The sequence below is a fragment of the Aeromonas sp. genome, from assembly GCF_050252055.1.
Lineage (GTDB): Bacteria > Pseudomonadota > Gammaproteobacteria > Enterobacterales > Aeromonadaceae > Aeromonas > Aeromonas caviae.
This window is the reverse complement of the sequence record NZ_JBFWLQ010000002.1, coordinates 377140-397158: the sequence shown is the minus strand read 5'-3', so window position 1 is coordinate 397158 and position 20019 is coordinate 377140. Positions and strand designations below refer to the sequence as shown.

Below are 20019 nucleotides of genomic sequence, written 5' to 3'. Positions count from 1 at the left end.
TAGCGATGAAAACCCCGTTTTTGTTTATCGACCGTGACGGCACCCTGATCGAGGAGCCGGTCACCGACAAGCAGGTGGACAGCCTTGCGAAGCTGCGCTTCGAGCCCATGGTGATACCTGTGCTGCGTGAGCTCCAGGCCGCCGGCTACGTGCTGGTGATGGTGACCAACCAGGATGGGCTCGGCACCGCCAGCCTGCCCCTTGAAAACTTCCAGCCGCCTCACGACCTGATGATGCACCTCTTCGAATCCCAGGGCGTCACCTGGGAGCAAGTGCTGATCTGTCCCCACTTCCCCACCGACGGTTGCAGCTGCCGCAAGCCTCACCTTGGGATGGTGAAGGAGTATCTCGCCTCGGGCCGCATCGACTTTGCCAACTCCTTCGTGATTGGCGACAGACAGACCGACATCCAGCTTGCCGAGAACATGGGCATCCGCGGCATACGCTACCACCCGCAAGATCACGGCTGGACTGCCATTCGTGATCAGCTGCTCTCCAAGGGGCGCGTGGCCGAGGTGGAGCGCTACACCAAGGAGACCCGCATCCAGGTGGCGGTGGATCTCGACAAGAGCGGTGGCAACCAGATCGCCACCGGCATCGGCTTCTTCGATCACATGCTGGATCAGATAGCGACCCACGCGGGCTTTCGCCTCAAGCTCAAAGTGAGCGGCGATCTGCACATCGACGATCACCACACGGTGGAAGATGTGGGATTGGCACTGGGTCAAGCCCTGCGCCAGGCCCTTGGCAACAAGCGCGGCATCGGCCGCTTCGGCTTCGTGCTGGCGATGGACGAGGTGCAGGCGGTGATCGACGGGCGTCCCCGCCAGGAGGCTGACAGCACCTCGCTGACCGAGCTGGACGTGGCCACGGCGCTGGATCTGAGCGGCCGTCCCTACTTCGTGTTCGACTGCCCGAGCGGCTTTGGTCGAGACAGCGTGGGAGAGATGGCCACCGAGATGGTGCCCCACTTCTTCCGCTCCCTCTCTGACGCCATGGCCATCACCTTGCAGATGAAGGTGGGCAGCGGCAACACCCACCATCAGGTGGAGGCGCTGTTCAAAGGCTTTGGCCGCGCCCTGCGCCAGGCCATTCGCGTGGAAGGGAGCGAGCTTCCCTCCAGCAAGGGGGTGCTGTGATGGGGAAACAGAACCTGGTCATCATCGACACCGGCTGCGCCAACCTCGCCTCGGTGCGCATGGCGTTCGAGCGCCTCGGCGTGCAACCCAGGGTGAGCTGCAAGGCCGCCGACATCGAGCAGGCGGACAAGCTGATCCTGCCCGGCGTCGGCACCGCCATCGCCGCCATGAAGAACCTCAATGAGCGGGAACTGGTGCCCCTCATTCGCGCCGCCAAGCAGCCGTTGCTCGGTTTTTGCCTCGGCATGCAGATGCTGGCACAGGCCTCGGAAGAGAACATGAGCGCCGATGGCAGCGAAGGAGCGCTCATCGACTGCCTCGGCATCGTGCCTGGCAGGATCCGCCTGATGGAGGTGGGCAACCTGCGCCTGCCCCACATGGGCTGGAACCAGATTGAACACGACGAGACCCACCCGCTACTCAAAGGCATCCCCAGCGGCAGCTACTTCTACTTTGTCCACTCCTATGCGCTGGAGGTGACCGACGCGACCCTGGCGACCTGCGACTACGGCCTGCCCTTTACCGCCATCGTCGGGCGGGACAACTTCTTTGGCGCCCAATTCCACCCGGAGCGATCCGGCCCGGCCGGTGCCCGCCTACTGCAAAACTTTCTGGAGCTATGACAGGCATGATTATTCCCGCAATCGACCTCATCAACGGTCAGGTCGTGCGCCTCTATCAGGGCGACTACGGCCAGAAAACCGCCTACAGCGACAACCCGCAGGCCCGCTTCGATGACTATGTCAGCCAGGGGGCGGCACAGCTGCACCTGGTGGATCTGGACGGCGCCAAGGATGCCAAGGCCCGCCAGTTGGCCCTCATCGCCCAGCTGCTGTCCGCCACCGAGGCACCGGTGCAGGTCGGCGGCGGCGTGCGCAGCGAACAGGACGTGGCCGACTTGCTGGCGGCCGGCGCCAGCCGGGTGGTGATCGGTTCCACCGCCGTCAAATCCCCGGATCTGGTGGCCAGCTGGATGGAGAAATATGGCCCCGAGCGCATCGTGCTGGCACTGGATGTCAACATCGATGAACAGGGCAACCGCCACATCGCAGTAGCTGGCTGGCAGGAGAACAGCGGCATCTCCATCGAGGCGCTGATCGAGCGCTTCCTCCCCGCCGGACTCAGACACGTGCTCTGCACCGACATCAGCCGTGACGGTACCCTGGCGGGCACCAACGTCGAACTCTACCGGGATCTCTGTGCCCGCTACCCGAGCGTCGGCTTCCAGGCGTCCGGCGGTATCGGCGGCCTGGCGGATATCGAGGCGCTCAAGGGAACCGGCGTCAAGGGGATCATCCTAGGCCGAGCCCTGCTGGAGGGCAAGTTTGACGTGGCAGAAGCCATTCACTGCTGGGGTGACGGCCGCGCTGCGTGACGCGCCCCTTTCCGGCATCAGACAGCCTGCCCATCCGGGCAGGCCTCTTTCTCCCCGATGGGGGCGAACCTTATGATTTGGCAGCAATTGGCTCTATACTCGACCTCACAGGGATAGCGTCATGGAAGACATATGTTGACACCTCACAACGCCACCATCCTGATCGTCGACGACTCACCCGAAAATCTGATGGTACTGACCGAATTGCTTTCGCCTCATTACCGCGTGCTGGCTGCGCAGAGCGGGGAAAAATGCCTGCGCATCGTCAGCGCGGATCCAAAGCCTGACCTCATCCTGCTGGATGTGATGATGCCCGGCATGGATGGTTATGAAGTGCTCAGGCAATTGCGTCAGTCCCCGATCAGCAGCCGTATTCCCGTCGTTCTGCTCACCGCCCTCGCCGACCCCCAGAGCGAGGAGTTCGGCCTCTCCCTCGGCGCCGCCGATTACATCACCAAGCCCATCAAACCGGTGGTCGTTCAGGCCCGGGTGCGTACCCAGCTGGAGGCCAAGCAGGCCCGTGACGGTCTGCAAAACCAGAATGCGGCGCTGGAAGCCGAGGTCGCGCGGCGAATGGCGGAAAACGACCTGATCCAGCAGGTCTCCATCCGCGCTCTCGCCCATCTGGCGGAGATCCGCGACCCCGAAACCGGCAACCATATCCTGCGCACCCAGGGCTATGTACGTCTGCTGGCGAGCGCCCTGGCTGATCACCCCCGTTTCGCCGATACCCTGACCCCGGGTTACATCGATCTGCTGAGCCGCTCCGCACCGCTTCATGATATCGGCAAGGTGGGCATTCCCGACCACATCCTGCTCAAACCGGGCAAGCTGACCCCGGAGGAGTGGCAGATCATGCGCACCCACGCCAAGCTCGGCAGCGATGCCATCGAGGAGGCCGAACAGGACATGGAGCAGCCCCTGGCCTTCCTCACCCTGGCCAAGGAGATCGCCCACTGGCACCACGAGAAGTGGGATGGCAGCGGCTACCCGGACGGCTTGCAAGGGGACGCCATACCCCTCTCGGCCCGCCTGATGGCGCTGGCAGACGTGTTTGACGCCCTCATCTGCGCCAGGGTCTACAAGCCGGCCATGAGCTACGACGAGGCTCGCGCCCTCATCCTCTCCGGCAGCGGCCACCATTTCGATCCCGATGTCGTGACCGCCTTCGATCGCCATTTCGACGCGTTCGTCACCATTGCCGAACGCTACCAGGATGGCAGCGAGGCCGTGGATGGCTGAGGCTCCCCTGACCCGGGCACATGTGCTCAACGTCGTGCTCACCTATGCCGCCGTGGCAAGCCTGTGGATCCTGCTCTCCGACAAGGCGGTGGAGTGGCTGTTCAGCACCCCTGCCCAGTTCGCCATGGCAAGCACCATCAAGGGCTGGCTCTTCATCCTCATCACGGCCCTCATGCTTTATGCCATGCTGCGTCGTCGCATTGACACCACCGGCAGCACACCTGTCTTTACGCGGCGTCAATGGATCCCCTTCCTGTTGCTCAACGGGCTCATTTTGGCCCTGACCGCCATGGCCATCGCCCGCAACATCGAACTGGCACGCAACAAGGAGGTGGCTCGTCTCGAAGCCATCGCGGATCTCAAGAGCCAGCGCGTCACCGAGTGGCTCGGAACCCACGAGCAGGATATTCACCAGCTCATAAAGGGTCTGGGCAGTACTGATTTCTATCGTCCCGGACAAGCACCATCCTCACCCGAAGCGATCACGCCACCACTGGCAAGGCTGCTCGAATTCATCTCGGTACGCGGATTTCACGGTGCGGCCGTGTTCAATCCTGCCGGACAGCCCCTGTGGCATACCCCGGGTGGCGACACCATGAATGCCACGTTGCGTGACGCCCTGCCACGGCTCGAGCAGGGCAACGTCATGCGTCTTGGTCCCTATCTCGATGATCGCGGTCACGCCAGGCTGGACTTTCTGGTCAATCTGGAGGTTGCTGCAGGACCTGCCCCCGTGCTGGTGATGCAGATAAGCGCAAATCGCTGGCTCGATCAGATCCTGGGGTCCTGGCCCGTCCCAGACAGCAGTGGAGAAGCCATTCTGTTTCGCCAGCAGGGGGATCAGGTCCACTATCTGAGTAGCCTGCGCTATCGCCCGGAACCGGCTCTCACCCTGCACTATCCCGTCACCCACCCCACCCTGCTGGCTGCCCAGTATTTGCGGCTCGCCGAACGCGGCATGCCCCAGGTACTCTATGGCCAGGATTACCGGGGCAGCGAGGTCTTCGGGGTTGTCTATCCGGTCATGAACACGGACTGGTACCTGCTGGCCAAGATCGACAAGGCGGAACTCTACCAGGCCACCTTCAAGGAGAGCGTCTGGATCGGTCTCATCGGCCTGCTGGTGCTCTTTGTCACCAACGCCGGCATCATCCTGCTGCGCCAGCACACCCGGCTGCAGATGGCCGAGCAGCTTCAGCATTCCCAGTCCCAGCGGCTGGAGGCGTTGCAACTGCTCTCCGCCATCGCCGACAGCTCGGAAGACGCCATCTTCGCCAAGAACAAGGAGGGCAGATACATCCTCTTCAACCGGGCCGCCAGCCAGTTTGTCGGCAAGCCGGTTGACGAGGTGCTGGGCCAGGATGATCTGACGCTCTTCCCGCCGCAGCAGGCGCAGATGCTGATGGCATCCGGGCGCCAGGTCATAGAGCGCAACCGGGTGCAGACCGAGGAGGAGTACCTGACCCTGCCCGATGGCGAGCATGTGTTTCTCGCAACCAAAGGCCCCTTGCAAGACAGCGAGGGGCAGGTGATCGGGATCTTCGGCATCTCTCGGGACATCACGGACTTCAAACGGGCCGAGGCCGACTTGCGAGAGCGGGAGGGGCTGTTCCGTGCACTGGTGGAGCAATCCCTTGCCGGGATCTACATCATCCAGCAGGGTCGGCTCTGCTACATCAACCCCTGTTTTGCCCGACTGTTTGGCTATGACACCCCGGGGGCGCTGATCGCCGTTGGCCAGTTGCACGCCCTTGCCGCTCCCAAGGACAGCACCAGGGTTGCCGAGCTGGTGCACGCGTGCGAGCAGGACGCGCGCGATATCCACACCCGCTTCAGTGCCCTGCATCAGCACGGGGAATCCCTGGAGGTCGAGCTGTACGGGCGGCGCGTCGACTACCTCGGCCAGCCCGCCATCATCGGCATTCTGCTCGATGTCACCGAACGGGAGCAGGTTGAACAGGCCCTGACCCGCCAGGCCAGCGAGCTGCGCCAGCAGAACCATGAGCTGGAGCGGTTCAACAAGGTGATGGTGGACAGGGAACTCGCCATGCTGGCCCTCAAGCACCAGATCAACGGGCTCTCCCGTCAGCTCGGAGTGCCGCCCCCCTATCCCCAGGCCCCCATGCCACCGGAGGATCTCCCATGATGAGCTGGTCACCCCTGTGGCATGTGCGCCCCTCCACCCAGCGCTGGGGGATCTCCCTGCTGGCCGTGCTGCTGCCCGTTCTGATGTTGCAAATCCGGGTCCAGCTGCCCATCGCCTTTGGTGAGCGACCGCTGCTGGTTCTCTTCATGCTGCCCATCATCGTTTGCGCCCTGTTGGGGGGCTTGTTGCCAGGTCTGCTCTGCACCCTGATCACCGCCCTGGTCACCAGCTATTTCATGCTCCCCCCCATTTATTCACTGAGTGTCGAGGCTGGCCAGGATCTGGTGCAATGGTGCCTGCTCATCGCCAACGGTCTGCTCATCAGCGTGCTCAGTGCCGCCTTTCATCGCGCCCGGGCCAGAGAGGTCCTGCGCTGGCAGGAGCTGATGAACACCCAGAACCAGTTGCAGCAGAGCGAGAACCGCTTCCAGGTCACCTTCGAACAGGCGGCGGTCGGCATCGCCCTGGTCTCCCCCGATGGACACTGGCTGCGTGTCAATCAGCGGCTGTGCCACATCCTGGGCTACCGGGCCGACGAGCTCACCGGGATGACGTTCCAGCAGTTGACCCACCCGGACGATCTCTACCTCGATGAGGCCCATGTGGCCCGGGTGCTGGCGGGAACTATCCCCCACTACACCCTGGAGAAGCGCTACCTGCACAAGGGGGGCGAGATCATCTGGACCACTCTGACGGTGGCCCTGGTGCGCGACGCCGAAGGCAATCCCGACTACTTCATCTCCATCATCGAGGACAACCGGCAGAACAAGGAGACCGAGGAGGCGCTGCGCCGCAATGAAGCCATACTGCGCGAGTCCCAGCGTCTCGCCAAGATAGGGAACTGGCGCTGGCGCGTGGCCGATGACAGCCACTTCTGGTCACCGGAGATCTATCGCATCTATGGCCGGGATCCGGCCCTCCCCCCCGCCGTCTATCCCGAGGTCAGAAAATACTTCACCCAGGAGGGGTGGCACACGGTGGCCCAGGCCGTCGAGCGCTGCAGGATGGACGGGCAGCCCTACGAGTGCGATGCCGAAGTGATCACGGAGCAGGGGGAGACCGCCTGGGTCATTGCCCGCGGGGCGGCGCTCAGGGACAGGGATGGCACCATACTCGAGCTCTACGGCACCGTGCAGGACATCACGGAGCGCAAGCTCGCGGAGCAGAGCCTGCAACACAATCAGCAGATGGCGCTCGATACCCAGCGTCGTGCTCGCCTCGCAGCCCTGAACCTGATGGACGACGCCATCAGTGCACGGGTGCGCGCCGAAACCGTCAGCAGCGCCCTGCGCGAGAGCGAACAGCGCCTGCTGATGGCCCAGGAAGGGGCCCATGTCGGCATCTGGGAATGGGACATGGTCAGCAACCGTCTCTTCTTCTCGCCGGAATGCGCCCGCCTCTATGGCCGCAGTGCCGAGGTGCTCGGCGAGCTGGCAGCCTGGCAGGCCTGCCTGCATCCGGATGACAGGCCCCGCATCGAGCAGTTGCTGGCGGAGCGGGCGGTCAGCGGCGCCCCCGTCGAGCTGGAGTTCAGGATCCTGCTGCCAGATGGCGGCATCCGCTGGCTGGTGAGCAAAGGGAGCGTCTATCGGGACGCCCAGCAGCGACCCGTGCGCCTCCTTGGCATCCATCTGGACATCACCCAGAGCAAGCTGGCCGAGCAGCAGTTGCGCCAGTTGTCCCTGGCCCTCGAACAGAGCCCTGACGGCGTCTTCATCACCGACACCCGGGCGCGCATCGAGTACGTCAACCCCGCCTTCCTCGCCGCCAGCGGTTACCAGCAGCACGAAGTGATAGGCCGGACCCCGTCCCTGCTGCGCTCGGGCCTCACCCCGGATGCCAGCTATGTCGCCCTGTGGGATGCCATCAACCACGGCCAGCGCTGGCATGGCGAATTCATCAACCAGCGCAAGGATGGCTCCCACTACCAGGTGCTGGCCACGGTGTCGCCGATCCGCCAGGAGAGCGGTGAAATCACCCACTACGTCACGGTCCAGGCCGACATCACCGAGAAGAAACAGCTCGGCGAGGAGTTGGACCAGTATCGCTACCACCTGGAGGAGATGGTCAACGAGCGCACCCGGCAGCTGGCCCAGGCCCACCAGCGGGCCGAAAGTGCCAACCACGCCAAGAGCGCCTTTCTTGCCAACATGAGCCACGAGATCCGCACCCCCATGAATGCCATCCTGGGGCTCACCTATCTGCTCAAGCGCGACACCCGGGATCCCACCGACCTCGAACGGCTGACCAAGATAGACACTGCCGCCCAGCACCTGCTCAGCATCCTCAACGACATCCTGGATCTCTCCAAGATCGATGCGGGCAAGATGACGCTGGAGCTGACCGATTTCTCCCTCACCGCCATGCTGGACAACGTCCGCGCCCTGATGAACGACCAGGCCAGGGCCAAGGGGCTCACCATAGTGACGGACATCGGCGATACCCCCGCCTGGGTGCACGGCGACATCACCCGCCTGCGCCAGGCCCTGCTCAACTATGCGACCAACGCCATCAAGTTCACCGAGCAGGGAACCGTCACCCTGCGCGTCAGGCTGGCCCGCCCCCTCACCACCGGCTACCTGCTGCGCTTCGAGGTGGAAGACACCGGCATCGGCATCACCCCTGCACAGCGCGAGAAGCTGTTCCAGGCGTTCGAACAGGCGGATGTCTCCACCACTCGCAGATATGGCGGCACTGGCCTTGGCCTTGCAATCACCAGCCGGATCGCCGCCCTGATGGGGGGTGAGGTCGGAGTCACCAGCGAGCCAGGCCAGGGAAGCTGCTTCTGGTTTACCGCCAGGCTGTTCAAGGCAAAAGAGGACGCTCCTTCCCGGACCCCGTCCGAGCAGGGGAACCAACAGGCCTTCAGCTTCCCTCGCCACGCCCGGATCCTGCTGGTGGAAGACAACGCCATCAACCGGGAAGTGGTGCTCGAGCTCCTGTGCCACAGCGGCCTCGTCATCGAGACTGCCGTCAACGGCCAGGAGGCCCTGGCCCTCGTCAACCAGCATCCCTTCGACCTCATCCTGATGGACATACAGATGCCGGTGATGGATGGCTACAGCGCCACCCGCGCCATCCGGGCCCTGCCCGGCATGGACAGGCTGCCCATCCTGGCGCTCACCGCCAGCGCCTTCGAGGAGGACAGAAAGGCGAGCGCATCGGCCGGCATGAACGATTTCATTGCCAAGCCCGTCACCCCCGCCAAGCTGTTTGAAGCCCTGCAGCGCTGGCTGCCCCAGGGCAAGGTCCCCGAGCTTGCCCCGGACGACAGCACTCGCCATCCCGTGACAGGCCCCCTTGCCCGCCTGCAGGCACACCCGGGTCTGGATCTCGACCAGGGGCTGGCGGCCCTCAACGGCAATCAGGAGAAATACCTGGCCCTGCTTCGCTACTTCATCCATGAGCATGGCCAGGACATGACCCGGCTGCACCGCCACTTGCAGGCCGGGGAGCACAGCGATGCAACCCGCATGGTCCACAGCCTGCGCGGCGTGGCGAGCACCCTGGGGGCACATGAGCTGTCGCGCCACTGCCTGGCCCTGGAGCAGGCCATCGCGGACGGCAACACTGAGCCCACCGGACTCATGTCATCCATCGATGAAGAGATCGCCGCCCTTTGCGCTCTGCTCGGGGACGATCTCGCCGCCCCGACCACCGATCTGGTGCCTCTGGGGGATCAGTGGCGCCAGCAACTGCTGGGCCAGATGGAAGCCCTGCTGGTGCAAAGCGACACCGCCGTGATCCCCCTCTACGAGCAGTATGCCGGTCCCCTTCGCCTCATGCTGGGGTCTCGCAGCGACACCCTGACCAGGCAACTGAAGGCGTTTGATTTTGATGCCGCCCTGCTCACCCTGCGCCAGCATATGGCAACGGACGAGACCCACCCGGACGATCGGGCTCCCCTCCCCGAGGCGCCAGCCTGCCATCCGGGGCAGGTGAAGGGCGACAAAGGGTTGAATCACTGAATGAAGTCATGCATATAGTGGGGTGCCCAGAGGCGACGAGACGGCCTGCCGGGCCTGTCGTTTCTCCCTTCATGGGCCCCCGTTCAAGGCATGCCAACCGTGTTCCCGTCCGCCGCCCGGGCCAACGCCGGCGGCAGAACGACGTTTCTTTAACCGTGCTTTACATGGAGCAATGAGCATGTTGTCAAAGCGTATTATCCCCTGTCTCGACGTCAAAGATGGCGTGGTGGTCAAGGGCGTGCAGTTTCGCAACCACGAGGTGATGGGCGGCATTGTCGACCTCGCCCGCCGCTACGCCGCCGAGGGCGCCGATGAGCTGGTCTTCTATGACATCACCGCCTCGAGCGACGAACGGGTAGTGGACAAGAGCTGGGTAAGCCGGGTGGCGGAAGTCATCGACATCCCCTTCTGCGTCGCCGGCGGCATCAAAAGCGTGGAGGATGCCCGCCAGATCCTGGAATTCGGTGCCGACAAGGTCTCCATCAACTCCCCCGCCCTGGCCGATCCCACCCTGATCACCCGGCTCGCCGAGCGCTTCGGCGTGCAGTGCGTGGTGGTGGGTATCGACTCCTACTTCGATGCCGCCCTCGGTCAATATCAGGTCAAACAGTTTACCGGCGACGAGAGCCGCACCCGCACCACCACCTGGACCACCCTGGAGTGGGTACAGGAAGTGCAGCGCCGGGGCGCGGGGGAGATAGTGCTCAACGTGATGAACCAGGACGGCATGCGTCAGGGGTACGACCTTGAGCAGCTCAAGCTGGTGCGCGCCGTGTGCAAGGTGCCCCTCATCGCCTCCGGCGGCGCCGGGGCCATGGAGCACTTTCGCGATGCCTTTACCCTGGCCGACGTGGACGGGGCGCTGGCCGCCTCCGTGTTCCACAAGGGCCTCATTCCCATTCCCGAATTGAAACGCTGGCTGAAAAACGAAGGAGTCGCCATCCGTGAATAATCAAGCAGTAGACAATGCATTGCCGCTGGCCGAGCGCCTGGACTGGGCCAAGTGTGAGGGCATGATCCCCGCCATCGTCCAGCATTCCCTCAGCGGCGAAGTGCTGATGCAGGGCTTCATGACCCGCGAGGCGCTGGAAAAGACCCAGACCACCGGCCAGGTCACCTTCTTCAGCCGCAGCAAGCAGCGCCTGTGGACCAAGGGCGAGAGCTCGGGCCATGTGCTCAAGCTCGTCACCATCACCACCGACTGTGATCAGGACTCCCTGCTCATTGCCGCCGACCCGGTCGGCCCCACCTGCCATCTGGGCAACCCCTCCTGCTTCGACGGCCACCCCGTGCCGCCGCTCGGCTTCCTGGCCGAGCTCGAACAGATCCTGGCATCACGCAAAGGGGCAGATCCCGCCACCAGCTACACCGCCAGCCTCTATGGCAAAGGCACCAAGCGCATCGCCCAGAAGGTGGGTGAAGAGGGGGTGGAAGTGGCCCTGGCCGCCATGGCGAAAGACAGAGAAGAGCTCATCAACGAATCCGCTGACCTGCTCTACCACCTGACCGTCTTGCTGCAAAACGAAGGCTTGGGTTTGAAGGATGTGGTGCAGCGCCTGCATGAGCGCCACACCAAGTAATTATTGAATTCTGTTCAACAAAACGGGCCCTATGGGCCCGTTTCATTTCATGATTGTCCCCTCGCCGGGGGATGGCATGCCCCGCGCCGCCCTCAGCCGATACGGGTCCAGAAGCTCATGTTGACCGAGTCATGGTCAAGCAGGGTCAGGTACTCCCCTGCCACGTCGTTGTGCAGCCACTGCTGGCAGTAGGCTTCCACCAGCGACTGGCTGGGGGCCATCACCACGTCCGCATAGAGGCCGTCGGCGCCGCGCAGCAGGCAGTGCATGATGAGCCCGGATTGCTGGACAAGAAACTCGGACTCGACCCGCCGTGACAGGGCGAGCAAATCCGCCTCCGTCACCCCTTCCCTGAGCCTGAAAGTGGCAAACTCGACGCCCCCTACCCCTTGCATGTCGCCCTTGATGATCATCTTTTTTCTCCGTTGTGGATGGTCTGGAGAACCCAGCATAACGAAGGGCTACTGACAGCCTTGTGTCAGTCCTGAATGACCTTTTCGGCGCCACTGCGCCCAGGGGGAAACGCGTCCGACTGGCGCAGGGCAAGGTAATCGGCCAGGGTCGCGCCAGATGGTGCCCCTTCTCCCGGTCGGCACGGCGCCAGGGTGTCGATGCGATCCACCCTGAAATCCCGGTAGGCCCGGCGCAGCGCACACCAGGCGCCGAGCGTCCAGCATCCGCTCCAGTAGAAGAGCCCGAGGGGAAAGAGCTGGCGTTCCGTCCTGCTGGCGCTGGCATCCCGGTAGCCAATGTGCAGCCAGTGACCGGCCGTGATGGCGTCGTGCAACCTGTCCCAGCGAGCGTATGCCGGGTGCGCCGTGGGATAGTCCGGTACCCGGACCACGGGGACGCGAGGTGCCCGAGCCTCCTTGGCGGGCAGGGCCGCCTCAATCTTGGCGAGCAGGGCGCGGGCAGGATCGGCCATCCCCTTGCCCGTCAGTACCGCCACCAGGTTCACCCCGGTGATGAGGGCCTCCAGCTCGGCCGCGCTCAGTTGCAACGGGGCCATCTCGAACCCCTCGCTCAGCCGATAGCCCAGCCCGGCTTCCCCGTAAAGCGGAATGCCCGCCAAAGAGAGATCGTCGATATAGCGGTAGATGGTGCGCTCCGACACGCACAGGCGCGTCGCCAGATCCCGGGCGGTCAGGGGTTGATGCGCCCGCAGCAGGTTGGTCAGTTGAAACAGTCGGTCCGATTTTCTCACAGGCATCCTCAGGCTGGCGGGACATGGCGGCCATGGTAAGCCGGGACGGGCTCGAAAGGCACGTCTTGTTGGCTGGCGACCGCTACCGGCGAGGCCCTGCTTCTTTGCATCACGCAACACAAAACGGGCCCGCAGGCCCGTTGATGGCGCGGCGCCTTTGTCGTCACGCCAACTGCTTGCGCAGCATGAATTTTTGCACCTTGCCGGTGGAGGTCTTGGGCAGCGGGGTGAAGATGATGCGCTTGGGGGCCTTGAAGTGGGCCATCTGCTCGCGGCAGAACGCAATGAGCTCGGCCTGGGTGAGCTCGCGCCCCTCCTTGAGCTTGACGAAGGCGCAGGGCACCTCCCCCCAGGTCTCGTCCGGCATGGCGATCACCGCGGCTTCTTCCACATCGGGGTGGCGATAGAGCACGTCCTCCACCTCCAGGCTGGAGATGTTCTCCCCGCCGGAAATGATGATGTCCTTGGATCTGTCCTTGATCTCCACATAGCCGTCCGGGTGCCAGACCGCGAGATCCCCGCTTCTAAACCATCCCTGTGTCATCGCCTCTTCGCTCGCCGCCGGGTTCTTGAGGTAGCCCTTCATGACGATGTTGCCCCGCAGCACTATCTCTCCCAGGGTTTTGCCATCCATGGGGACCGGCTCGCCGCTGACGGGGTTGATGACCCGCATCTCCCCTTGCAGGGGGGAGGCCACCCCCTGGCGCGCCTTGAGACGGGAGAGCGTGGTGGCATCCTGCCCCTGCCAGCGTCTTTGCGGCTCGCACACCACGCAGGGGCCATAGGTTTCGGTGAGGCCATAGACATGGGTCACGGCGATCCCCATGGCCTCCATGCCGGCGATCACGGTGGCGGGCGGCGCGGCCCCCGCCGTCATCGCCTTGACGGGGTGGTCGAGTCCCTGTTTGAGGGCCGGATCGGCATTGTTGAGCATATTGAGCACGATGGGGGCGGCGCAGAAATGGCTCACCTTGTGTTCGCGCAGCGCCCCGTAGATGGCCGCCGCCTGCACGTGGCGCAGACAGACGCTCACCCCGGCGGTGGCCGCCAGGGTCCAGGGGAAGCACCAGCCATTGCAGTGAAACATCGGCAGGGTCCAGAGGTAGACCGGGTGCTTGGGCAGCTCCCAGGAGAGGGCATTGTTGACCGCATTGAGGTGGGCGCCGCGATGGTGATAGACCACCCCCTTGGGGTTCCCCGTGGTGCCGGAGGTGTAGTTGAGGGAAATGGCCTGCCACTCGTCCACCGGCAGCCAGCCGGGTTCGTCCCCGTCCCCCAGGGCGATGAACCCCTCGTAGTCGAGCTCGCCGACCAGCTCCCCTTCCCGGTAGAGGGGATCGTCGATGGCGATCACCAGGGGCTGGCTGTCAATGAGAGAGAGCGCCTTTCGCACCAGGGCGCCGAACTCCCGATCCACCAGCACCACCTTGCTCTGGGCGTGCTGGAAGATGAAGGCCATGGCGTCCGCATCGAGCCGGGTGTTGATGGTGTTGAGCACGGCGCCGCTCATGGGCACCCCGAAGTGCGCCTCGAACATGGCCGGCACATTGGGGGCGACGATGGAGACGGTGTCCCCCTCGCCAATGCCGCGACGGCGCAGGGCCGAGGCGAGCTGGCGGCAACGGCGTTCGGTCTGAGCCCAGCTCTGGCGCAGGGGCCCGTGGATCAGCGCCGGATAGTCGGGATAGACCCGGGCGGCCCGCCCCAGAAAGATCAAGGGGGTCAGCGCCTCGAAATTGGCGGGCGTCTTGCCAAGGCCGGCGTCGTACATGTTCTGCTCTGTCATCGGATCCTTCCTCACAGGGGCACAAAACGGGGTGGCTCTCGCGGTTCACCACGACCGGCATTGCGCCCTGACGCGGGGCCAGGATGCCGGCGGGAACCGGATGAAAGGGTATCAAGGGGGGCCGAGCCCAGGTATTAGCGAAACGTCTTAGGGTGGTGAGGAGATGACACATGCCCCCACCGACCACCTTGCCAAGGAGCATGAACGAGCCTCAAATCAATGCCGCCAGCACAAACATCAGACAAACCAGAAGGCACGCCAGTACGTTGACTACGGGGGGCAGCGCCAGTCCCCTGAGCCCCCCACTCACCCACAGGCTGTGCTCACTCCTGTCTATCCACTGAACACCGCCCCTCATCTGATCGCGATACATGACTACCTCTCCATGTGCTAAAAGAGAGCAAAGCATCACGCCAAGACCACATCAAGGCCATAAATACAAATGAATGGTCACCAGGAGATACCAAATGGATAGAGAGAGGACCCTCCCTCGGGACAGAGAAAGCATCGATCACGCCATGTGCCAGTTGTTCAAGCGCCACCTCAAGCGCGCCGGCATCTCGTACAAGGCGCTGGCGGGGGAGTTGAACATGTCGGAAGCCAGTGTCAAACGACTGCTCAATCAGACTCAACCCTTCACTCTGGACCGCATGCTGGCGATTGCCACGCTCCTCGGCGTTCCCCTCTCCCAGATCCTGACGGAGGCAGAGCAGTTGGCCGCAAGCGTCGTCCACTTCACGCCGCAGCAGGATGCCGCCTTCTGCCAGCGCCCCGAGCTCTACAGCCTGTTGCTGCAGATCCTGCAACAGGGCACGGATCCCGATGCGCTGTGCCAGCACTTCGGGCTCAATGCCACCTCGCTTTATCTGTATCTGCGCGAGCTTGAGCAGCTCGGACTCGTGGCGCTGCAGAGCGGACTCAGCTTTCGTCTGCTGGTGCCCCGGCACGTGGCATTTCGGGACTCGGCCCGCTTCCCCCTGCGCTTCAAGAATCAAGTCATCGAAGGGTTGCAGGCACGCGTCCAGCACCTGACGCCCCGCGATCGTCAGGCCTATCTCATCACCGCCCGGCTTCGGCTGACCGAAGCCGAGTTCATGGAGTACCGCCTTGCGCTGGAGACGCTCATGCTGGACACCCTCAAAGTGAGCCTCAAGCGTGACCCTGCCACGCCGGGTCTGGCGGACTACACCATCCTGGACATGGGCGCACTGGGCAGTTATCAACCCATGTTGCCGCAACCCGTCAACCTCAATCCCTCCACATAGGTCTCTTCTTTGTCGCCAATCGCCGACGCTATTTTTGTGCGGTCACTTTTTGCGCAGTCAGCCCCTGTCGCGATCCCGTGGCCCTTGCCTTGAGCCTGCGGCGCAAAATGCCAAGAATGATCCCAAGCCCTCAACGGGTATGAGTATGAGGAGAAGAGTGATGAACAAATCCATGTTGGCAGGTGTCGGGATCGGTGTGGCCTCTGCGCTGGCATTGTCGGCGGTCGCCAGCGGATCCCTGTTTTCATCAGAGCCCCAGTTTGCCGAGGTGCTGGCCAGCAAGCCGGTGACCGAGACCATCAAGACGCCACGTCAGGAGTGCCGCAACGTCACCCTGACCCACCGCAAGCCGGTGCAGGACGAGCACAAGATCCTGGGTACCGTGGTTGGCGCAGCCCTGGGCGGCGTGGTCGGCCACCAGTTTGGCGGTGGCAGCGGCAAGAAGGTGGCCACCGCCGCCGGTGCCGTGGCAGGGGGTTATGCCGGGAATCAGGTGCAGGGCAACATGCAGGCGGGTGATACCTACACCACCACGGAGCAGCGCTGCAAGACGGTGCAGGAGAGCAGCACCCGCACCATCGGCTATGACGTCACCTACCGCCTCGCCGGCCAGGAAGGGGTGGTACGCATGGAGAAGCAACCCGGCCCCACCATTCCGGTCAAGGATGGCAAGCTGGTACTGAGCAACGCGCAGGGTTGATACTCCGTTAGGAGCGCCCTGCCATGAGGAAGGCCCACCATGACGGTGGGCCTTTTTCATCTTCGCAACCCCACCTGTCTGCAACAGGTCTTCCCAACAAACGTTTTCTCAACAGAAAGGGGCCCGCAGGCCCCTTTCTTGTTGCTCAATCATCCTCAGTTGCGACCGAAGGGCCACCAGGGCTTGTCGTTGTCCTGGATGTCGACCCGGGTCTGCTGCAGGGCGCCGGGCTGGCCCCCTTCCACCCGATCGAGGCTCACCCTGAACTGCTCGGTGGGCTCGACGAACCAGTCATCGATGATCAGCACCTTGACCGACTTGCTGCCCCCCTCGCCCGCGGCCCAGCTCACCGACTGGCCGAACCAGGGCAGGAAATCCAGCCCCCAGCGCGCCGTGATCCCCTCAAGGCCCAGGGTGGCACGGGCGGGCTTGCTCAAATCGCCGCTTCGCACCACAGGGATCTCGGCAAACCACTGCCCCTCGTCCACCGTCAGGCTGGCGCGCGCCAGGGCGATGGTGGACGGTGCCAGTTTGTCCTTGATGGTCACCAGGGTCTGGTGCTGCTCGCCGAGCGCCGCGCCGCTTGGGTCAAACAGCTCCAGGGTGAAGGTCTCATCCCCCTCGTGCAGGGTGTCGCTCTTCACCGGGATGCTGATGGTCTGGGGCTCGCTCTGCCCGGCAGCCCAGTGCAGGGTGCCGGTAAGCGGCGCCACGTCGCTTGCGTCCGCGCTGCCATGGACGATGCGATAACTCACGCTCGCCTCCCCATGGCTGCCATCGCGGCGCGCCACGCTCAAGACCAGGGTGTTGCCCTCCTCCACGTTTGCAGTGGCGCTCTCGAGGCTCAATACCCCGGCGGGCGGCAGCGGATACTGGATGGCCACCAGCACGGGATCGTGATCCGAGGCGCTGAAGGGCCCTTCGGATTTCGCCAGCTGGCCGCTGTACTTGCTGCCGTACTCGAAGAAGTTGCTCTCGGCGGAGTTGATGTGCCAATCCTCGATGCCGATCACCTTGGCCGCGAGGCTCGGGTTTGCCAGGGCGTGATCCAGGTTGCCGAGCTCCCCTTCATAGCTGTAGGAGTAGGTGTCGGTGCCGTGGAAGCGGGTGTTGAGGTTCACAAACCCATACCCCTTGCCCAGGACGCTGCCGCTCTCCTCGAAGGGCTGGCCCGCCAGGGTGGTGAAGGAGGCGCTCATGATCTGGCGCACCTGGGCGGCCGGATCATAGTCAGTCAGCACCCGGATGGGATCCTCCATGCCATAGGCGTTCATGTCGCCGATGAGCAGCAGATCCCCGGTCAAATCTTTGAGCTGCTCCCCCAGCACCTTGGCGGCGGAGACCCGCAGCGCGTTGCAGTGGCCCTGGCCATCCAGCGGATCGGCAGTGGCGTAGTCGGGGTAATCCTCGAAGCAGGCGGAGCCCTTGGACTTGAGGTGGTTGACCACCAGGGTCAGGGGCGCATCCCCCTTGGGCGAGCTGAAGCGCTGCACCAGCGACTCGCGCATTCCCTGATTGATGGTCACCGGCTTGCCGCTGGCGTCCACCGCTTCGGCCTGCTGCACCGGCAGCGCGATAAGGCTGGCGGCCCCTTGCGGGCTCACGCTGGCGGGCCGGTAGATGAGCCCCACCGTGATGGCGTCGGTGCCAATGGGCTTGCCATCCGGCGAGGCAATCCAGCGGTAGTGATCCGCCTCGTCCGGCTGGGCGGCGTTCAAGGCCGCCACCAGGTTGGCGATGGCGGAGTTGTCGCCGTAGCCGTTGTTCTCGATCTCCATCAGCCCCACCACATCGGCATTGAGGCGGGTGATGGCGCTGACGATCTTGGTGCGCTGCAACTCGAACTCCGCCACCGTCAGGGCGCCCCGGTTGCTGCCGGTGGGGTTGGCATCGCCCCCCACGACCGTGGTGAAGAAGTTGAGCACGTTGAAGCTCGCGACCCGCAGATCCCCCGCCTCGGCAAGTTCCGGCGTTTCCACCCGATCCCAGCCGCTGTGATCAATCTGGCTCGCGTCGATGCGGTTGCTGGCCAACAGCCGGAACAGGTTGTAGGAGTAGCCAAGCGCCCCCTCCAGCCCGTTGAGCTTGTCGCCGATGCGCAGGTAACCGTCCTCGGCGTTGAAGCCGGGGAACCAGGGCAGCACGCCGTCCGGCGCCTTGGCGTCGGTCTCCACCACCAGCTGGTTCTGCTGGTTGCGAAGGGCCCAGTCGCTCGCCTCCTGGCTCATGGCGGCAAATTTCTGGGTCGACTTGATGAGCGGCGCGCCATAGGCCAGCACCAGGTTGTTGCGCTTGCCGTCGTAATCGAAGCTGAAGTTGCGGGTCACCACCAGGCTGGAGCCCGGCACCAGCCGTACCTGCATCCCCTCGTGACGCTCCAGCAGCTGGCTCAGGCTCTCCCCCGCCACCGGCAGCAGATCCACCGCAGCCGGGATGGCCCCTTGTGGCCGGGTCACCACCAGCTCGTCGGCATTGATCTGGGTCTGGTTGAAATACTCCTTCACCTTGCCCGAAACGCACACCTCGGCCCCCGGCACGACGGCAGCGTTGGCCTTGGTGGTGTAAACGAAGAGGCCGTCGGAGGTGGCCGGATCGCCGTCCCCCTGCTCGTCCTGAATGAAGAAGCCCTTGTAGAGGCCGCTCACTACCTGGGTTACCACGCCGCGAGTGGCATAAGCCTGTTCCGATTCAAACTTGCCGGCCGGCACCAGCGGGCTGCTGCTGCCCGGGCCCTGAATGGCGGGCACGGGAACCAACTGATCCACCGGGCAGACGAAAGCGGGCGGCTGGGTGCCATCGCAGGGGCCATCGCCACTGCAACCCAGGCCACTGGCGTCATCTTTCGGGGCGGCCACGTATTCCTGCGCCGGATCGAAGGGGGCGGTTCCATCAGTGCGGCCCATGGTGACGGTGGCCTTGCGGCGCAGGGTCATGTCCAGGGTCGAGACGTTGCCCGACACCCAGGCCGTGCCCGGATCCACCCCTACCTGGCCGAAGCTGTCGATTATCTCGCTGCCGCGATAGAGCACCAGGGCATCGTCGCCGTTGAACACCAGGTTGCCGCTGGTCTGATTGGCCTTGGCCAGGATCTCGGCATTTGCGGAGGGGTTGGCCAGCACCAGACTGGCGCCCGGGGCCAGGGTGCCTTGCAGCGCCAGGCTGTTGGTGGGGGATTCGCTGATGGGTTTGCCGTTGGCGTAGAGGGCCAGCCGGTATTGGGAGAGATCGACGGGGTCCGAACCGAGGTTGCTCAGCTCCACCGCCTTGTTGTTGCCGGACCCTTCCAGGTATTCGGTGATAAGCAGTTGCGCCTGTGCCTGTCCAGCGAGCGCCAGCCCGACGGCCAGCGCCACCAGAGAGTGTCTTCCTGACATGGTCAGTTTCCTTTTTTATTTGCAGATCATGTTATTGGCGCCCCGCACAAGGCGGGCCGCAGCACCTTGGATGCAGCCATCAACGGGAGGCATGTCAGCCCCCGACCGAAACTGCGTGCCCACTCTGCCCCGTCGGCGCCGGGGCTGCTGCGAGCTGGCTAACAATGACAACAAAATGTTGCGCCAAGGTGACGGGCAATACCCGAATGGGCAGTGTCTGCCATCGCTGCGCAGGAAGTT

At 64.0% G+C, this 20019-nt stretch carries 14 protein-coding genes; 10 read left to right on the top strand and 4 right to left on the bottom strand.

All coding sequences use genetic code 11. The annotated features are described in order from the left end of the window. Positions 1-5: 5 nt before the first annotated feature. From hisB to hisIE, 8 genes are all read left to right on the top strand, one after another. Positions 6-1139, top strand: a complete 1134-nt coding sequence (gene hisB / locus AB7E19_RS05435) for a bifunctional histidinol-phosphatase/imidazoleglycerol-phosphate dehydratase HisB (protein WP_322131200.1) — start codon at positions 6-8, stop codon at positions 1137-1139. Continuing rightward, positions 1139-1762: an imidazole glycerol phosphate synthase subunit HisH gene (hisH, locus tag AB7E19_RS05430; RefSeq protein WP_039039129.1), complete on the top strand. Its 624-nt coding sequence runs from the start codon at positions 1139-1141 to the stop codon at positions 1760-1762. Before hisB ends, hisH begins: the two co-directional genes overlap by 1 nt. Before the next feature lie 5 nt (positions 1763-1767). Further along, entirely contained in the window at positions 1768-2514 is a 747-nt protein-coding gene (gene hisA, locus AB7E19_RS05425) for a 1-(5-phosphoribosyl)-5-[(5-phosphoribosylamino)methylideneamino]imidazole-4-carboxamide isomerase (protein ID WP_045524835.1), read from the top strand. A 132-nt stretch (positions 2515-2646) separates the two neighbouring features. Next, on the top strand, positions 2647-3756 hold the full coding sequence (locus AB7E19_RS05420) for a response regulator (protein WP_010674688.1): 1110 nt from the start codon (positions 2647-2649) through the stop codon (positions 3754-3756). Beyond that, complete coding sequence (locus AB7E19_RS05415; protein WP_316286273.1) at positions 3749-5902, top strand: PAS domain S-box protein; 2154 nt, start codon at positions 3749-3751, stop codon at positions 5900-5902. The genes AB7E19_RS05420 and AB7E19_RS05415 overlap by 8 nt, the downstream gene beginning before the upstream one ends. Next, positions 5899-9870, top strand: a complete 3972-nt coding sequence (locus AB7E19_RS05410) for a PAS domain S-box protein (RefSeq protein ID WP_427934709.1) — start codon at positions 5899-5901, stop codon at positions 9868-9870. Before AB7E19_RS05415 ends, AB7E19_RS05410 begins: the two co-directional genes overlap by 4 nt. Positions 9871-10048: 178 nt before the next feature. Then, a complete protein-coding gene (gene hisF, locus AB7E19_RS05405; protein ID WP_042881382.1) occupies positions 10049-10822 on the top strand; it encodes an imidazole glycerol phosphate synthase subunit HisF in 774 nt (257 codons plus the stop codon). Then, complete coding sequence (gene hisIE, locus AB7E19_RS05400) at positions 10815-11450, top strand: bifunctional phosphoribosyl-AMP cyclohydrolase/phosphoribosyl-ATP diphosphatase HisIE (RefSeq protein WP_319887711.1); 636 nt, start codon at positions 10815-10817, stop codon at positions 11448-11450. Before hisF ends, hisIE begins: the two co-directional genes overlap by 8 nt. Positions 11451-11542: 92 nt before the next feature. Here hisIE and AB7E19_RS05395 read toward each other — a convergent pair whose 3' ends face one another. The 3 genes from AB7E19_RS05395 to AB7E19_RS05385 form a co-directional block, all read right to left on the bottom strand. Continuing rightward, positions 11543-11863, bottom strand: a complete 321-nt coding sequence (locus tag AB7E19_RS05395) for a hypothetical protein (protein WP_322131196.1) — start codon at positions 11861-11863, stop codon at positions 11543-11545. A gap of 65 nt (positions 11864-11928) precedes the next feature. Next, positions 11929-12627, bottom strand: coding sequence for a helix-turn-helix transcriptional regulator (locus AB7E19_RS05390; protein WP_236277237.1), 699 nt, complete (start codon positions 12625-12627; stop codon positions 11929-11931). Between the two features lie 190 nt (positions 12628-12817). Then, positions 12818-14440, bottom strand: coding sequence for an acyl-CoA synthetase (locus AB7E19_RS05385; protein WP_427934708.1), 1623 nt, complete (start codon positions 14438-14440; stop codon positions 12818-12820). A gap of 467 nt (positions 14441-14907) precedes the next feature. On the opposite strand from AB7E19_RS05385, the gene AB7E19_RS05380 reads away from it, so the two are divergent. Continuing rightward, a complete protein-coding gene (locus tag AB7E19_RS05380) occupies positions 14908-15705 on the top strand; it encodes a helix-turn-helix domain-containing protein (protein ID WP_427934707.1) in 798 nt (265 codons plus the stop codon). A gap of 160 nt (positions 15706-15865) precedes the next feature. Beyond that, positions 15866-16405, top strand: coding sequence for a glycine zipper 2TM domain-containing protein (locus AB7E19_RS05375; protein ID WP_010674678.1), 540 nt, complete (start codon positions 15866-15868; stop codon positions 16403-16405). Between the two features lie 155 nt (positions 16406-16560). On the opposite strand, the gene AB7E19_RS05370 is transcribed toward AB7E19_RS05375, so the two are convergent. After that, positions 16561-19779, bottom strand: coding sequence for an ExeM/NucH family extracellular endonuclease (locus tag AB7E19_RS05370; protein WP_427934706.1), 3219 nt, complete (start codon positions 19777-19779; stop codon positions 16561-16563). Positions 19780-20019: the final 240 nt, after the last annotated feature.

What these genes read in the sequence shown, in the direction of transcription:
- hisF (WP_042881382.1), top strand. Translation starts at nt 10,049, where the DNA reads ATGTTGTCAAAGCGTATTATCCCCTGTCTCGACGTCAAAGATGGCGTG.
- AB7E19_RS05395 (WP_322131196.1), bottom strand. Translation starts at nt 11,863, where the DNA reads ATGATCATCAAGGGCGACATGCAAGGGGTAGGGGGCGTCGAGTTTGCC.
- AB7E19_RS05415 (WP_316286273.1), top strand. Translation starts at nt 3,749, where the DNA reads ATGGCTGAGGCTCCCCTGACCCGGGCACATGTGCTCAACGTCGTGCTC.
- hisB (WP_322131200.1), top strand. Translation starts at nt 6, where the DNA reads ATGAAAACCCCGTTTTTGTTTATCGACCGTGACGGCACCCTGATCGAG.
- AB7E19_RS05375 (WP_010674678.1), top strand. Translation starts at nt 15,866, where the DNA reads ATGAACAAATCCATGTTGGCAGGTGTCGGGATCGGTGTGGCCTCTGCG.
- AB7E19_RS05410 (WP_427934709.1), top strand. Translation starts at nt 5,899, where the DNA reads ATGATGAGCTGGTCACCCCTGTGGCATGTGCGCCCCTCCACCCAGCGC.
- AB7E19_RS05370 (WP_427934706.1), bottom strand. Translation starts at nt 19,779, where the DNA reads ATGTCAGGAAGACACTCTCTGGTGGCGCTGGCCGTCGGGCTGGCGCTC.
- hisA (WP_045524835.1), top strand. Translation starts at nt 1,768, where the DNA reads ATGATTATTCCCGCAATCGACCTCATCAACGGTCAGGTCGTGCGCCTC.
- AB7E19_RS05385 (WP_427934708.1), bottom strand. Translation starts at nt 14,440, where the DNA reads ATGACAGAGCAGAACATGTACGACGCCGGCCTTGGCAAGACGCCCGCC.
- AB7E19_RS05380 (WP_427934707.1), top strand. Translation starts at nt 14,908, where the DNA reads ATGGATAGAGAGAGGACCCTCCCTCGGGACAGAGAAAGCATCGATCAC.
- hisH (WP_039039129.1), top strand. Translation starts at nt 1,139, where the DNA reads ATGGGGAAACAGAACCTGGTCATCATCGACACCGGCTGCGCCAACCTC.
- AB7E19_RS05420 (WP_010674688.1), top strand. Translation starts at nt 2,647, where the DNA reads ATGTTGACACCTCACAACGCCACCATCCTGATCGTCGACGACTCACCC.